15 protein-coding genes are annotated in these 15,226 nt (G+C 68.0%); 2 read left to right on the forward strand and 13 right to left on the reverse strand.

What is annotated here, in order from left to right; genetic code table 11:
* Positions 1 to 3 precede the first annotated feature (3 nt).
* From FO044_RS12665 to FO044_RS12680, 4 genes are all read right to left on the reverse strand, one after another.
* Positions 4 to 1,623, reverse strand: coding sequence for a bifunctional uroporphyrinogen-III C-methyltransferase/uroporphyrinogen-III synthase (locus FO044_RS12665; protein WP_132992248.1), 1,620 nt, complete (start codon positions 1,621 to 1,623; stop codon positions 4 to 6).
* A gap of 122 nt (positions 1,624 to 1,745) precedes the next feature.
* Positions 1,746 to 2,690 carry a hydroxymethylbilane synthase gene (gene hemC, locus FO044_RS12670; RefSeq protein ID WP_143965762.1) on the reverse strand — a complete coding sequence of 315 codons (945 nt, stop codon included), beginning with the start codon at positions 2,688 to 2,690 and terminating at the stop codon, positions 1,746 to 1,748.
* Positions 2,691 to 2,754: 64 nt separating this feature from the next.
* Positions 2,755 to 4,119 (reverse strand): glutamyl-tRNA reductase, encoded by a 1,365-nt coding sequence (locus FO044_RS12675; protein WP_132992250.1) that lies wholly within the window; start codon positions 4,117 to 4,119, stop codon positions 2,755 to 2,757.
* A gap of 168 nt (positions 4,120 to 4,287) precedes the next feature.
* The gene (locus FO044_RS12680) at positions 4,288 to 4,548 is read right to left on the reverse strand and encodes a glutaredoxin family protein (protein ID WP_132992251.1); all 261 of its coding nucleotides are present in this window, start codon (positions 4,546 to 4,548) and stop codon (positions 4,288 to 4,290) included.
* Positions 4,549 to 4,760: 212 nt separating this feature from the next.
* On the opposite strand from FO044_RS12680, the gene FO044_RS12685 reads away from it, so the two are divergent.
* Positions 4,761 to 5,933, forward strand: coding sequence for an HAD family hydrolase (locus FO044_RS12685; RefSeq protein WP_143965763.1), 1,173 nt, complete (start codon positions 4,761 to 4,763; stop codon positions 5,931 to 5,933).
* 62 nt (positions 5,934 to 5,995) lie between these two features.
* Here FO044_RS12685 and FO044_RS12690 read toward each other — a convergent pair whose 3' ends face one another.
* From FO044_RS12690 to FO044_RS12730, 9 genes are all read right to left on the reverse strand, one after another.
* Positions 5,996 to 7,072 carry a lysophospholipid acyltransferase family protein gene (locus FO044_RS12690; protein WP_132992253.1) on the reverse strand — a complete coding sequence of 359 codons (1,077 nt, stop codon included), beginning with the start codon at positions 7,070 to 7,072 and terminating at the stop codon, positions 5,996 to 5,998.
* A 91-nt stretch (positions 7,073 to 7,163) separates the two neighbouring features.
* Positions 7,164 to 8,231 carry an NAD-dependent epimerase/dehydratase family protein gene (locus FO044_RS12695; RefSeq protein ID WP_132992254.1) on the reverse strand — a complete coding sequence of 356 codons (1,068 nt, stop codon included), beginning with the start codon at positions 8,229 to 8,231 and terminating at the stop codon, positions 7,164 to 7,166.
* 58 nt (positions 8,232 to 8,289) lie between these two features.
* Entirely contained in the window at positions 8,290 to 8,391 is a 102-nt protein-coding gene (locus tag FO044_RS12700; RefSeq protein ID WP_003402602.1) for a 30S ribosomal protein bS22, read from the reverse strand.
* Positions 8,392 to 8,681: 290 nt separating this feature from the next.
* Positions 8,682 to 8,924: a helix-turn-helix domain-containing protein gene (locus FO044_RS12705; RefSeq protein WP_132992255.1), complete on the reverse strand. Its 243-nt coding sequence runs from the start codon at positions 8,922 to 8,924 to the stop codon at positions 8,682 to 8,684.
* Between the two features lie 183 nt (positions 8,925 to 9,107).
* Positions 9,108 to 9,986 (reverse strand): pyrroline-5-carboxylate reductase, encoded by an 879-nt coding sequence (gene proC / locus FO044_RS12710; protein WP_132992256.1) that lies wholly within the window; start codon positions 9,984 to 9,986, stop codon positions 9,108 to 9,110.
* Positions 9,987 to 10,042: 56 nt separating this feature from the next.
* Positions 10,043 to 10,864 carry a thioesterase family protein gene (locus tag FO044_RS12715; RefSeq protein ID WP_143965990.1) on the reverse strand — a complete coding sequence of 274 codons (822 nt, stop codon included), beginning with the start codon at positions 10,862 to 10,864 and terminating at the stop codon, positions 10,043 to 10,045.
* Between the two features lie 50 nt (positions 10,865 to 10,914).
* A complete protein-coding gene (locus FO044_RS12720; RefSeq protein ID WP_143965764.1) occupies positions 10,915 to 11,784 on the reverse strand; it encodes a sugar phosphate isomerase/epimerase family protein in 870 nt (289 codons plus the stop codon).
* 7 nt (positions 11,785 to 11,791) lie between these two features.
* Positions 11,792 to 13,282, reverse strand: coding sequence for a DoxX family protein (locus tag FO044_RS15165; RefSeq protein WP_244945761.1), 1,491 nt, complete (start codon positions 13,280 to 13,282; stop codon positions 11,792 to 11,794).
* Positions 13,283 to 13,308: 26 nt separating this feature from the next.
* Positions 13,309 to 14,256, reverse strand: coding sequence for a Ppx/GppA family phosphatase (locus FO044_RS12730; protein ID WP_132992258.1), 948 nt, complete (start codon positions 14,254 to 14,256; stop codon positions 13,309 to 13,311).
* A gap of 81 nt (positions 14,257 to 14,337) precedes the next feature.
* On the opposite strand from FO044_RS12730, the gene FO044_RS12735 reads away from it, so the two are divergent.
* Positions 14,338 to 15,216 carry a DUF3109 family protein gene (locus FO044_RS12735; protein ID WP_244945762.1) on the forward strand — a complete coding sequence of 293 codons (879 nt, stop codon included), beginning with the start codon at positions 14,338 to 14,340 and terminating at the stop codon, positions 15,214 to 15,216.
* Positions 15,217 to 15,226: the final 10 nt, after the last annotated feature.

Below are 15,226 nucleotides of genomic sequence, written 5' to 3' on the forward strand. Positions count from 1 at the left end.
AGATCACGAACGTGAACGGCGGGACTTCTTGCGCGGAGGCGGAAGGGCTCCGTCCGCGCGCAGCTGTGCCGCATGCGCGGCCAGTGCATCGACGAGTTCGGGAACGGACGCGTTCTCCGGTCGGACGTCGACGCGCAGGCCGAACTCGGCCGCCGTCTCCGCGGTTTTCGGACCGATGCACGCGACGATGGTGCGTGCGTGCGGCTTACCTGCGATGCCGACCAGGTTCCGGACCGTCGAACTGGAGGTGAAGCAGACGGCGTCGAAACCACCGGTCTTGATCATCTCGCGGGTCTCGACGGGCGGCGGCGCGGCGCGCACTGTCCGGTACGCGGTCACGTCGTCGATCTCCCAGCCGCGCTCGCGCAGCCCCTCCGAGAGGGTCTCGGTGGCGATGTCCGCGCGGGGCAGCAGGATGCGATCCACCGGATCGAAGACCTCGTCGTACGGCGGGAACTCCTCGAGCAGTCCAAGCGACGACTGCTCGCCGCTCGGCAGCAGTTCCGGGGTCACTCCGAACGAGCGGACCTTGTCCGCCGTCGCCTCGCCGACGCAGGCGATCTTGACGCCCGAGAAGGCGCGGGCGTCGAGCCCGAACTCCTCGAACTTCTCCCAGACCGCGCGGACCGCGTTCGTCGAGGTGAACACCACCCACTGGTAGCGGCCGTCGACGAGGCCCTTCACCGCGCGCTCCATCTGCGCCGGGCTGCGCGGCGGCTCGACTGCGATCGTCGGGACCTCGCGCGGGATCGCGCCGTGCGATTCGAGCCGCTCGCTCATATCGCCTGCCTGATCCTTGGTGCGCGGCACCAGGACCGTCCAGCCGTACAGTGCGCGCGACTCCCACCAGGAGAACTTGGTGCGCTGCGACACGACCTTTCCGACGGTGATCACCAGCGCACCGTTCAGTGCGTTGCCCAGGTCGTTGACCGTGGCCAGCGTGGCCTCGATGGTGCGCTGCGCGCATGTGGTGCCGTTGACGGTGATCGCGACGGGTGTCTGCGGGGCCAGACCGTGCTCGGTCAGCGCACTCGACAGTTCGGCGAGGTGTCCGGCGGTCGCGTGCAGCACCAGCGGGCCGGGCGCTGCGGCCAGTGCGGCCCAGTCGACATCACCGCGGACGTCGGCGACGGTGTGTCCGGAACCGACCGGCATGCCGGCGAAGCTGGGAACGACTGCGGCGGCCGGGATACCGGGGAGCACCTCGAACGACACCGAGGTACGGGCGACGGCGGTGATCTCGGCGAGAACCGAATCGGCGCTCATCGGATCGCCTGCGACGACACGGACCACGTTGACACCGGTCTTGGCCTCGGCGACGAGAGTCTTCGCAACCTGGGCCGGCTCTCCGAGCGCCGGACGGATGACGTCGGGTCCCTCCTGGGAGGCTTCGGCCGCGGCTGCCTCGGCAGCCTTGCGGCCCGCCCGTGTCGGCACGGGCTCGGCCTTGGCGTGCGCTGAACCGATCAGCTCGACCACACCGGCGGGAACGTCGGGGTCGACGAACGCCGACGTCGCGTTCACCAGTATGTTCTGCGCTCGCACGGTGAGCAGGTCCGGGTTTCCGGGACCCGAACCCACGAACAGGATCCGGCCGGGTTTAGCATTGTTCCTACGGCTCATGCGTTCGCACTCTCCTGCCCCCGCCCAGGGGGCTGCAGTTCGTTCAACGCCCCGTTGATCCCGGGACGCAGAGTTCTCCTCCTGCCGGAGACTGCAGCCAGAAGTGTCCGGCCCCGCGGTTCTCAGACCTTGGGGACGTACTCTGCCGCGCCGAGTTCCAGCAGTTCGGCGGCGAGATCCTTACCGAGCTGTGCGGCCCGTTCCACCGGGCCCACCGCCGAAGCGCGAATCACGTCGGATCCGTCCTCGGCCGCCACTCCCGCACGGAGCGAGAGCTCGGCGAAGATGCGCCCGTCCTCGTCGATCGACTCGACCACCTCGGCGATCGCACCGACCGGTGCGGTGCATCCGGCCTCGAGGGCCGCCAGCACCGCGCGTTCGGCGTCGACCGCTGCGCGGGTGGACGGATCGTCCAACTCGGCGAGTATTCTCACCAGTTCGGCATCGTCGGCGAGACACTCGACCGCCAGGGCCCCCTGCGCCGGCGCAGGCAGCATGACCACCGGGTCAAGCGCCTCGGTGACTTCGTCGGCTCTACCGACTCGCACCAGTCCGGCTCGGGCGACCACCACCGCGTCCAGTTCCCCGTTCGCGACTCTGCCCAACCGAGAGTCAAGGTTGCCTCTTAGGGGGCGGATTTCCAAACCGAGACCCTGTGCTCTAAGCTGTGCCCCTCGTCGCGGCGACGAGGTACCGATCGTCGAGCCCGGCGGCAGCTCCCCGAGAACGAGTCCGTCCCGGCTCACCAGCGCATCACGAGGATCCACGCGCTCGGGCACCGCAGCCATCGCGAAATCGGGTTCCGGCGCGGTCGGCAGGTCCTTGTACGAGTGGATGGCGACGTCGCAGTCGCCGCTCCGCAGCGCCAAGCGGATCGCGGTGGTGAACACGCCGACGCCGATCTGAGCGACCGGAGCACTCGACGCGTCGCCCGCGGTCTTGATGATGGCCAGTTCGGCCGGATGCCCGTTGGCGGTCAGCCGGTCGGCGATCCCCTGCGCCTGCGTGGTCGCGAGCTTCGATCCTCGGGTACCGATGCGGATGGGTGATGTCGCGGCGTTAGACACGTGAACCGTCCTGTTCTGCTCATGCGTTGGTAGTGACGATCGAGGCCGGTCCGTGCCGGCCCGATCAGCGGGTGTCTTTGTCGCCCCGCACTGCGATGCCCGTCTCGGACGCCGAAACCGATTCGGCCGCACCGGGCTTGAGTTCGAAGAGCTCGCGCAGCGCTTCCGCGTAATGATCGCCGCGACCATTCGACGCGAGCTGTTTCACCCGGACCGTCGGCGCGTGCAAGAGCTTGTCGGCGACGCGACGCACCGTCTTGGCCACCTCGTCGCGCTGGCCGCCGTCCAGGTCGGGCAGGCGGGACTGCAACCGGAGGATCTCGGCCTCCACCACGTCTGCTGCACGCTGGCGCAGTGCGGCCACCGTGGGCGTCACCTCGGCCTGACGCTGGACTGCCAGGTAGTCCGCAAGCTCGCCGTTCACGATGGCGCGCGCAGCGACCGCGTCGTCGTGGGCCGCCTTCGTCTCCTCGTCGCCGCGCAGGCTCTCGATGTCGACGACGTGGACTCCGGGCAGCCGCGCGACGGCGGTGTCGACGTCGCGCGGAACTCCGAGGTCGCAGATCATCAGGGGTGCCGCATTGGCACGTCGAGTGAGCGCCGAATGCACCTCCCCCACTCCGATGACCGCGCTGACCGATCCGGTGCAGGTGACGACGAAGTCAGCGTCCGTCATCGCGCGGGCCAGATCGTCGAACGTGGCGCCCGCCGCGGTCACGCCGTAGCGCTCGGCGACTCCTTCCGCCAGCTCGGTCGCCCGATCGGCGGTCCGGTTGACGATCGTGATCTCCTCGATCCCGTCGCGTGCGAGCTGACTGGTGGCGAGCGATCCCATAGCGCCCGCACCGATCACCACGGCCTTTCGCGCCGGCGGGAGACCGGCGCCGTCGCTCGCGTCTCGGACCGCACGGGCCCGGTTCAGCGCGACCGACACCACCGATGCGCCGGCACGGTCGATCCCGGTCTCGTGGTGGACGCGTTTACCGACCCGCAGGGCCTGCTGGGCGAGTTCGTGAAGCGTGCTGCCCGCCGACTTGTTGGCGTCGGCCTCCGTGTACGCCGAGCGAATCTGTCCGAGGATCTGCTGCTCGCCGACGACCATCGAGTCGAGGCCCGCGGCGACCGTGAACAGATGCTCCACGGCGGCCTCGGAATAGCGCACGTACGCGTGCCCGGTGAGTTCCGCGACGTTCATCCCGGTATGAGCACCGAATACGTCACCGACCGCCTCGAGCGCCGGGTGGAACGCCTCCACCACCGCGTAGACCTCGACACGGTTGCAGGTGGAGACCAGCATCGCCTCCGACACTGCGGGCGACCGGACCAGTGATTCCACGATCTTCGGGCGGTCGTGCTCCGAGACGGTGAGCCGTTCGAGGACCGACACCGGAGCGCTCCGATGGGACACCCCGAACAACAAGACACTCACTGCATCGTCCGTTTCCAGCCCATCGACCCGCGGCACCCCGGTGGTGTCGATGCGATGGGCACATGTGGTTCCAGGCTAGTTCACTTGATCGCCCGTTGACACGTCGACCGCATCACTCCGGGCAGAAAGCCGGTCGCACCGACTGGAAACCCGTCGTATGCCGGGCCGTCACCTGCGAGCATCGAGGTCGGCGCGGAGCTGCGGTTCGTCGACCTCCCAGTAACTGTGCTCCTCGCCGTCGAGCACCACCACCGGCACCCGATCGCCGTACTCGGCGCGCAGCTGAGGCCGACCTTCGGCAGCCGCCTCGTCGACGTCCACGAGCCGCGCCACGAGTCCGTAGTCGGCGAGGACTCGCTCCAGGTGCGCGGCAGCAGCCGCGCACATCGCGCATCCTGCACGGGTCATCAGTTCCACTTCTGCGTTCATGTCAGCGATCTTCCGTTCAGCGATCTTCCGCTTCCGAGCGCGGGTCCGAGCTGCCGGTGCGGACGTACCGAGACGACCGGAACCGACAGCTGATCAAAGTACGCCACCCGAACGGGACTCGCATACCGGTCGACGCGCACTCCTCGGGCCGCAGGATAGGCTGGACTGGATCCACGGTGGAGGCAGCGATCGTGACGAATGGGAGGTGGCCGATGAGCCGCGAATCGAATGATCCCGATCATGAGACCAACCCAGAGGACAGCGAAGCCGAAGCGGACCTGAACGAGGCCCGCGAGTTGGAGGCGGAGCAGTTCGACGTCCATCTGGATGACGATTCGCTCTCGGACGACGTCCTGCTCGATCGAGACGGCGCCCCCATCCCGGGGACGGGCGACGACACCACGAGCAGCGGTGACACGGGCACCCCCGGGGTCGACGACGAGAAGCGCGCCGAGGAGCTCCATCGGATGAGCGCGTGGCTGACCGCACGCGCCGGACGGTTCCGGCAGACGGCGGAGGAGCTTCGCCAGACCCTCGCAGGTGAGGCGTCCGCCAAGGCCGCGATCGAATCACTCGGCAGTCGCATACGCGTCGATGTGCCCGGTGAGCAACGCGACCTCACCGCCGCGGCCTTCTTCGACGTCGACAACACCCTGGTGCACGGCGCCTCCATCGTCCTGTTCGCACGCGGGCTCGCCTCCCGCAAGTACTTCGCGTACGGGGACATCATGAGTTTCGCCTGGCAGCAGGCCAAGTTCCAGCTGACCGGCAAGGAGAACGCCGACGACGTCGCCTCGGGCAAGGACCGGGCACTGTCGTTCATCGCCGGCCGCGAGACGTCCGAACTCGTCGAACTTGGCGAGGACATCTTCGACGAGTACATCGCGGAGAAGATCTGGCCCGGTACGGCGGCGCTCGCCCAGCGGCATCTGGATGCCGGGCAGCAGGTGTGGCTGGTGACGGCGACACCGGTCCAGCTCGCGCAGACCATCGCTACCCGTCTCGGCCTGACCGGTGCTCTCGGCACCGTGGCCGAGAGCGTCGACGGACGCTTCACCGGCCGCCTCGTCGGCGACATCCTGCACGGTCCGGGCAAGGCGCACGCCGTCCGCTCCATCGCGGTGCGCGAGGGGCTGGACCTGAAGCGCTGCACGGCGTACTCCGACTCGCACAACGACGTTCCGATGCTCTCGCTCGTCGGCACGGCCGTCGCCATCAACCCGGATGCGGATCTGCGTGACATCGCACGGGTGCGCGGGTGGGAGCAGTACGACTTCCGGACCGCCCGCAAGGCCGCGAAGTACGGCGTCCGGTCGGCCATGGTCCTCGGCGCTGCAGGCGGCGTGGCTGCAGCGGCGTCGCGGGCCATCCGCCACAGCAGGTAGAAGGCTGCGCAACAGCGGGATGCAACCGGGGTCGGCGCAGACGCAGACGATCGAACCGGGGGTCAGCCCAGGTAGACGCTGCCGCGCCGACTCAGCATGCGGAAGAGCGTCTGCTGAATCTCTTCCCGCACATGATCGGTGAGGTCGAAGACCACCATCGGGTCATCTGCCGACGAGTCGTCGTACGCCTCGGTCTCGATCGGCTTCCCGAAGTGGATGTGCCACTTGGACGGCAGCGGGATCATGCCGAGCGGCCCGAGCCACGGGAACAACGGCGTCACCGGGAAGTACGGCATGCCGACGGCCTTCGCGAACGGCTTCAGATCGGCCATCATCGGGTAGATCTCCTCCGAGCCGACGATCGACACCGGGATGATCGGCGCTTTGCTGCGGATCGCCGTGGTCACGAATCCGCCTCGCCCGAACCGCTGCAACTTGTAGCGGTCCTTGTACAGCTTGCCGATGCCCTTGAATCCCTCGGGCCACACCGCGGTCAGCTCACCGGCCCGCAACAGCGCCTCGGCATCGGAGTTGCAGGCGAGAGTCGCGCCGACGCGACGCGCCAGATCACTGACCACCGGGGTCTCGAAGGCCATATCGGCAGCGAGGATTCGCAGATAGCGCTCATTGGGGTGGTTATCGCGAACGGCGAGCGAGGTGATGACCGCGTCCACCGGAATCGTGCCGGCGTGATTCGCCACCAGCAGCGCTCCGCCCTGCGACGGAAGGTTCTCGACTCCGGTCACCTCGACGCGGAACCACTTCTGATACACCTGCCGGACTGCGGGAAACCACACCGACTCCGTGAAATGCGGATCGAAACCGAAATCGTCGACCGTGTAATCACCGGTCATGCGCTCCCGGATGAAACCGGACGTCGCGATCAGCGAATCGGCCACGGCCCCGCGAAGGCCACCGAGGCTGAACAGCGGCGAGTTGCGAACGGGCGCGGTCGACGACGGCACCGGCTCGTCGGCGACCTCGATGCCATCGTGGATCGGCGTCACCTGCGCCGCCGGCCGTCCGAACCCATCGGTGCTGGGGTGCCCGACGGCGCTCCGGTTCCCTCCCCTGGGGTCCGTGTACAGCGCGATGACCTTCGCAGTCCTCGAGTCGTTCGGCTTCTGCTCCGCTGCCACCCTGCCCTCTCCCCACGCACATGTCGACGGCCGGAATCACGCGTCGAAATAGGATAATCGTCGCTTCACATACTACGTGCGGACCGCCTCGTCATTGCAGTGCAGTGGCGGTTGCCACAGCACGGCCTTCGAGCTCACGCCACGTACCTGCGGTGATCACCGGGGACGTCTTTCCGCGTGCGATGAAGTCATCGAGAGTCTGCATCGATGTGTACTTGGGCTCGAAGCCCAGCTCGGTCCGCATGCGCGTGTTATCGACCACTCGCCCGTACGACAGGTACGGGGTGTGCGACGACCTCATCACCGGCAGACGTCCGTCCTGCAGCACACCGACCAGTGGCGGGACCAGGCTGGACAGGACCGGCAACTGCACGTGTCCCGACCGGTGAACCGCTTGAGCGAGGCTGACGACACCGTCGCCCGCGATGTTGAAGGTGCCGGGACTCGGATTGATCGTCGCGTACTCGATCGCTGCGAGAGCATCCTCCTCGTGCAGGAACTGGAGTCGCGGCGAGAACCCGAACACGCTCGGCACGATCGGCATCGACAGGTACGAGCCCATCTGCGACCGGACACGGGGTCCGAGCATCGACTGGTACCGCAGGATGGTGACGTCGATGTCCTGACGACGGCGGGCCAGGCCGCGCACGTACCCCTCGACATCTATGAGATCCCGTCCGTAGCCGCCACGCGGCTCCCGGGTGGGCCGCGTGGCCTCGGTGAAGCGGCCGGGATCGCCTGCCGAGGCGCCGTACACCTGAGCCGTGGACCGCAGGATCAGCCGCTTGACCGATGGGCTGCGCTGGCATGCGGCGCACACCTGCATCGATCCGACGACGTTGAGTTCCTTGATCGCCGAGGAGTGCCCGACGCTGTCCATGATCGACGGCGCCGCGTGGACGACCGTGTCGACGTTGTAGTTGGCGATCGCCTTGGCCACGGACGGCCTGCGGATGTCGAGACGGAGGAACTCCGCTCGGCCCATCCGGCGCATGAGGTCCTTGCGCGGAACTCGCGAATCGACCGCGACCACGCGCTCGATCGACGGATTCGCGGCCAGCCTGGCAACCAGGTAGCCGCCGAGGAACGTGGAGGCCCCGGTCACCAGGACCGAGCGCGGCTGCGTAGAGGCGTCGGCGTTCAGCGCGTCGTCGGACATGGCACCAGACTAGCCCCTGGAAACGAAGGAACCCGCCCGGTGGGGGCGGGTCCATCGATCATTTGCCGAGTTTACGACGCTGCACTCGTGTGCGGCGGAGAAGCTTGCGGTGCTTCTTCTTCGACATGCGCTTGCGGCGCTTCTTGATAACGGAACCCATGGGGCTCTCCCTCACAATCGATACGGATGTTCCTGTGTGGCCCGACTGTCCGGTCACCGCGAGGCGACCGGGCGACCGGTCATCTCGACTGGCGGACGCCGGCCGGGGGCCGTCGCCGACTCAAGGCTTCGACGAAACCCGGGGCGACAGCGACCTGATCGTCGATCTTACCGGGCGGATGAACACCAGACGAAATCGGACCGCTGACCGCGGCGCACACAGGCATGCGCACACCCCCTGTAGTGCGTGAACACTCAGGGGGCGTGAGCGCGACTACTACGACCTGGCGTTTAGCCGGCGTCGAAGTACGAAGTCTCCAGGTATTCGTGCACCGCCTTGGCGTGCACTCGGAATGAACGGCCGACGCGCACGGCGGGCAGTTCCCCGTTGTGCACGAGGCGGTAGACGGTCATCTTCGAGACGCGCATCAGCGATGCGACCTCTGCCACGGTCAGGAACTGCGACGACGACGTCGCGTTGGCGACTCCGCGGTCGGCGATTTCGTTCCTGTCTCCCGGCTTTTCTGCAGCCATGAATGAATTACCTCCGGTGCACGCATCGCGGCCACCGGCTTCCCCTCCGGCGGACATCAGACACGTACGTGCTGCATGCAGCTTAGCGTGGCAGATGTGAATTCTGCGACGTGAGTGGCAGAACGATGGTGGAAGGACGACCCTCATTCACCCGATTGAGGTACATCGTCGCAGGCAGGAGCGTTACTGCGAATCTATGCCAGATTCCACTGCGAGCGGCGAAGCCCTACGCGAACCCTCAACTTCGGGTCGACGTGCCATGCGCGCGCTGGTGTCCGCGCACGCCGTCGTGGCCTCGTTCACGGCGTGCCGCAGCCCGAACCTCTCGAATTCACGCAGGGCGGCAGCCGTGGTGCCGCCCGGCGACGTGACCGCCGCACGCAGCTCGACCGACGACAGTCCAGATTCCGAGAGCAGGACTCCGGCGCCCTTGACCGTCTGGACCGACAGCTCGGCCGCCTGAGCACGCGTAAGACCGAGTGAGACACCCGCGTCGATCATCGACTCGACCATCAGGAAGAAGTACGCGGGCCCGGAACCTGAGATGGCGGTGACCGCGTCGAGGTGCTTCTCCGGGAGCACCATCACCTTGCCGACCGACTCGAGCAGCCGCACGGTGAGCGCGACCTGATCGTCGTTGGCGTACCGCCCCGGACTCACTGCGCACATCGCCTCGTTGACGAGCATCGGAGTATTGGGCATCACCCGGACGACCGGTGCCCCCGCAGGCAGAGCCGCCTCGTACCGGGCCGCGGGGATGCCCGCGACGAGAGTCACCGTCACCCGCTCCTCGTCGCCGTGATCCTCAGCCTTGCTGAGCACCTGCAGCACGGTGTCGACCGCGTCGGGTTTGACGGCGATGAACACCACGTTCGCCCCGTCCGCCGCGTCGGCGACGTCGTCGGTGACCCGGACACCGTAATCCCCGGTGAGCTCCTCGGCTCGGGAGCTCAGCCGCTCCACGACTACCAGGTCCCGCACGGGCTTACCCGAATTGATCAAGCCGGCCAGGAGTGCCTCGCCGATCTTGCCGCCACCGATGATCGCGACCCGCTCGGTCATGGACATCACTGCCTTTCGTTTTCGTCGTGTTGGTTCGATCCGTCCGTGCCGGAGTGTCAGCGCCGGACCGGAATGAGTGCGAGTTGACGCGACTGCGCGACCACAGCGCCCGCGGAGTCGGTCACGAGATGGTCCTCGGCGAACATCCCCTGTCCGACCTCGACGGCCGACGCGGCGAAGCGCAGCCATCCCGGGGCCGGCACACGGCGCAGATACGTGGTCAGCTGCACCGTCGGCGCCCACCCGAACATCCCCAGATTCATCACCACGGGCGGCGAGATATCGCATACCAGGACCGGGAAGTCCCAGTTCATGGTGGCGGGCTGTGCTTCGGCCTCCTTGGGCCGGACCCAACCGCGCACCACCGGCTCTCCCGAATCTCCGCGAGCAGCCGGAAACGAGGCCGGATCGAGCGTCAGATCGATGGCCGCGCCCAGATGGTTGATCTCGCCGAGCGGCGTTCCGTCGATGCCGTAACCGTCGTCAGTCGGCTCCGCAGGCAGCCCGTCGAGCAGGTGCGCCGTGCGGTAGTGGGGATTCCCCGTATCGGGACGTCCGAGAGTCACCGTCGAGGACACCATCGTCCGCGCCCCCTGGGTGACATCGACGCGCGCGATGCTCACCGTGCGGCCGCGTTTGACGACGGTCACCTCTATCTCGATCTCCGCCGGATCGGGTGCCGCCAGATAGTCACTCGACACCGCGAGCGCGGTGACGCCGTCGATCATTCCCGGATCCGCGTCCGTCGCGGCGAGATCGCCGAGCGCTCTGCGCGCAGCTGCGGTCACCACCATCTGCAGACTGCCGCCGTGCACCTTCGGGCCGATCGTGAACGCCGGGTCGACCACGGTCCGATAGGTCACCGATGCGGTGCCCATCGACCGGTCCACCACCTCGAGGTCGAGCAGTTCGGACAGAATCGTCACAGTCAGGCCCCCAGCAGGTCCCGGTGCAGATGAATGCGGGCGAACTCCAGCGAACGCGCGAGCATCGCGGCGCGCTCCTTCTTCGTCCGTGCGGAACCGGTGTGTACCTCCAGCACCACCGCCCCGTCGAAATCGCTGTCCGCGAGGCGGTTGCACACCTCGATGCACGGCTGATTGCCGTCGCCTGGAATCAAATGCTCGTCGTGTGCCGCTCCGGTGCCGTCAGTCAGGTGCAGGTGCTTGAGTCCGCGGCCCATGCGATCGGCGAGGGCGAGTGCGTCTTCGCCCGCGGTCGCCGCATGCGAGAGATCGAGAGTGTAGTTGTCGTAGCCGTCGACGGTCGGGTCGATCGACTTGCCGAATGCGTGCGCGCTCGGACCGGGTCGGCCGCCCCGGGCAGCCATCCGCTCCGCGGACCTCAAGCCCGCGCCGAAAAGCCGGTCCGCCCGCATCGGGAACATGTTCTCGACTGCGACGGACACGTCCGACGTCGCCTCCAGGCCCGCCACGAGGTCGTCGAAGGCGCTCACGTAGTCGCGTTGCCACCGGAACGGCGGGTGCACGACGACCGTCGACGCACCGAGGTCCTCGGCCGCCTGCACCGAGCGCACCAGCTTCGCCTCGGGGTCACGGCCCCAGACACGCTGCGAGATCAGCAGACACGGTGCGTGAACCGACAGAACCGGGACCTGGTACTGCTGCGACAGGTGAGCCACGTGCGCGACGTCCTGACTCACCGACTCGCCCCACACCATCAGTTCGACGCCGTCGAAGCCGATCTCCGCTGCGTACGCGAACGCCGCCTCGGTGTTCTGCGGATACACCGAGGCTGTCGACAGCCCGATGGGGATCGGGAACCGCAGATCGGTCAACGTGCACTCAAGGTTGCGCTGCCAGAAGTACCAGGGGCCCGATGGTGACCAGCAGGCCGACGGCGAGTGCGAGCAGCGTCGTCGGCAGGTCTCGCTTGCGCAGCAGGTGCGCGAACGTGACGATCGCGAAGATCACGACGACGGCGAGTACCAGCGCCAGGTATACGTAGCGCTTCCACAGCTCGGTGAACCCCCAGAACAGGCCTGCGCCGATCAGGAGACCGAGGATCAGTTCGCCGGCGAACGCCAACCACCCGAGAGCGGGCGATGACTCCGCGTGCTCGTCGGACCGGTCGCCGATCGTTCGGTCGCGCGCGTCTCGGTCCACTGCGTTCCGGTCCGCTGCGTCTCGATCGCGTGAGTCGCCGTCCCGATCCGCGGTGTGCTCACCCGCGGCGGTCGCTCCCACGGCGGTGGCACCGACCGCGGTGGCACCTGCGGCCGTCGTGCCGAGCACGCCGGTCCTCGGGTGACGACCGTCGGCATCCTGATCGGTCCGGTCAGCCTCACTCGACTCCCGGTCACCGTCGCGGCTGTCCGCGGTCGCCCCATCGGCAGTGTCGTCATCGGCGGCGCTGCCGGCAGCGGCTGCCTTCTGACGGGCTCGCCGCTCCTTCGCAACGGCCTTCGCCCTGGCCTTGGCCTCCTTCTTGGCCCGTTTCTTCTCCGCCTTCGACTCCACGGCGGGTTCGTCATCGTCGTCGAGGTCCTCGTCGGCGTCATCGCCACGACCGGCCAGACCGAATCCGGCGGCCCCCGCCACGATGCCCGCGCCGGCACCCGCCGCCCACGGACTCGCGCCATGACCGTCGTCGGACGCAGGATCGTCCGCTTCCAGATCGTCGGAACCCAGGTGCGCGTCACGGTCGTCGGCTACGGGCGGGATAGCGGTCGTCGTCTCGGCCGCACCTTCCCCGACCGGGACCTCGGGGGTCCACGTCTGGGAAGCAGTCTCCGGGGCAAGCGACTCCTGTCCTCCGGTGTCAGCTCCGCGAACGGCGGCCGCGCCACCGCCGGTGGTCGTGAAGTAGTCCTGTTCGCCGGCCCTCGACGACCGGATCTCCGACGGCGGCAGATCGTAATCGACGAGATCGTCGGCGTTCACCGGACGAAGCTGCCCGGTGACGGTGACGTCCTGCTTGTCGGGGACCACCGGGATGATGCCCGTGACCCGGTTCGCGTCGGGGCCCGCCTCCGCCCGCGACGGACCACCGCCCGGCGACGGTGAGTGCGAGGGCATGCCGCTGGCGCCCACTGCGGGCGGCGCCGGATTCGGCTGCTTCCGCGCGGACGTGTCGTGACTGGGCATCCCGGACGCGGTGGGCGCCCCACGGTGCCGGTCGCGGCCCCTGGCGGCTGCTCGGCGAGAGCCGCCTTCCTTATCTGAACGCTGCACCGACAGGGATTCCGAACGCGGGAATGCGTCGTCCCCTCCCGAGCGGGCGATCAGCTCCGATACGGTGATCGGCTTCGACTCCGGTTCGGACTCGTCCGCCATGCCTGGGCTCCGTTCCTGTCGTGTCGTCAGTTGGTGGTCATCGCGCCGGCAGGCTCCGAGTCGAGGCGTCGCAGGATGACGCCCTCCCGCAGAGCCCACGGGCAGATGTCAAGTGTATCGACTCCCATAGCCCGCATCGCGCTCTCGGCGACCAACGCGCCCGCAACGATCTGCGGGGCGCGGTCGGCGCTGACTCCTTCGAGCTCCGCACGGTCGGCGGTCGTCATGCGCGAGATGAACGCGATGAGCTGTCGCAGGCCGCTCACCGTCAGCGTACGTCGGACGCGCGGACCTGCACCGGACGGTGCCGCACCGGTGAGTCGCGCGAGCGAACGGTAGGTCTTCGACGAGCCGACCGCGAGGTCCGCCTTACCCGCCGCACGCAGTTCCCGCGCGGGCTCCTTGAGCTCCGCGTCGAGCCAATCCCGCAGCACCGACACCCGACGCTTGCTCGGCGGGTCCTCGACCAGCCACTCGCGGGTCAGCCGCCCCGCCCCGAGCGGCAACGACAGCACGACGTCGGGTTCCTCATCCACGCCGTTCGACATCTCCAGACTGCCGCCGCCGATGTCGAAGGCGAGGATCCGCCCGGCACTCCAGCCGAACCAGCGGCGTACCGCCAGTGACGTGAGCCGAGCCTCGTCGAGCCCCTCGAGAACCTGCAGATCCACCCCGGAGGCGGACTTGACCCGGCCGAGCATGTCGTCGCAGTTGGTCGCGTCGCGCACAGCCGACGTCGCGAACGCCATGACCTGCTCGCATCCCGATGTGGTCGCGATCCGGGTGAACTCCTCCATGGTCGACACGAGGGCCTCAGCGCCCGACTCGCGCATGCAGCCGTCCTCGTCGATCTCCTCGGCGAGACGAAGCACCGCCTTGGTGGAGCTCATCGGGGTCGGGTGACCGCCTCGATGCGCGTCCATCACAAGAAGGTGCACGGTGTTACTGCCGACGTCGATCACTCCAAGGCGCACTGGTCCAAAGTACTAGGCTCCGCACGCGTGCGCGACCAGGCGACTACCGTTGGTCGCGCGTATCCGAGAGGAAGGCAACCATTGCCGAGCAAGTCACCCAACACCGAGGAGCCGTCGGCGTCCGACCGACAGCCGGCAGCGCCCGTGCCCGAGGTCGGGCTGGATTTCGCTCGGGAGTGGTACGAGTTCACCGATCCCGAGAATCCCGAGCACGTGATCTCCGCCGACCTGACGTGGCTCCTGTCACGGTGGACGTGCGTCTTCGGGACTCCCGCCTGCCAGGGCATCGTCGCCGATCGCCCGTCGGACGGATGCTGCACCCACGGTGCATATCTGACCGATGCCGACGACCGCGAGCGCCTGGCCTCAGGCGTGGCCGGACTGACTCCGCAGGACTGGCAGTTCCATCCGGAGGGTTCCGGCGACGATCCGCTCGGGCCGGACGGCTACTTGGAGGAGAGCGAAGACCTGGACGGCGACCCGGCCCTCAAGACGAGACAGCACGACGGCGCGTGCATCTTCCTGAACCGGCCCGGCTTCGCAGCGGGCCAGGGCTGCGCCCTGCATTCGATGGCGTTGCGTAAGGGCATCGAACCCCTGACGGTGAAACCCGACGTGTGCTGGCAGCTCCCGATGCGCCGCGAGCAGGAGTGGGTCACCAGGCCGGACGATTCCGAGATCCTCAAGACCACGCTGACCGAGTTCGATCGGAGAGGTTGGGGCGAGGGCGGCCACGATCTGGACTGGTACTGCTCGGGGTCGCCCGATGCGCACATCGGCGCCACGCAGGTCTTCGAGTCGTACCGGCCGGAGCTCATCGAGCTGGTCGGCGAGGCCGCGTACGAGGTGCTGGCCGCCGCATGCCGGCGACGCAATCAGCTCGGACTGATCGCGGTTCATCCGGCGACCGCCGCCGCGACGTCACGCGCCGAGACCGACCTGAAGTACGAGCAGCTGTGATGTGAGAGCC

It is taken from the genome of Gordonia zhaorongruii (assembly GCF_007559005.1).
GTDB classification, from domain to species: domain Bacteria; phylum Actinomycetota; class Actinomycetes; order Mycobacteriales; family Mycobacteriaceae; genus Gordonia; species Gordonia zhaorongruii.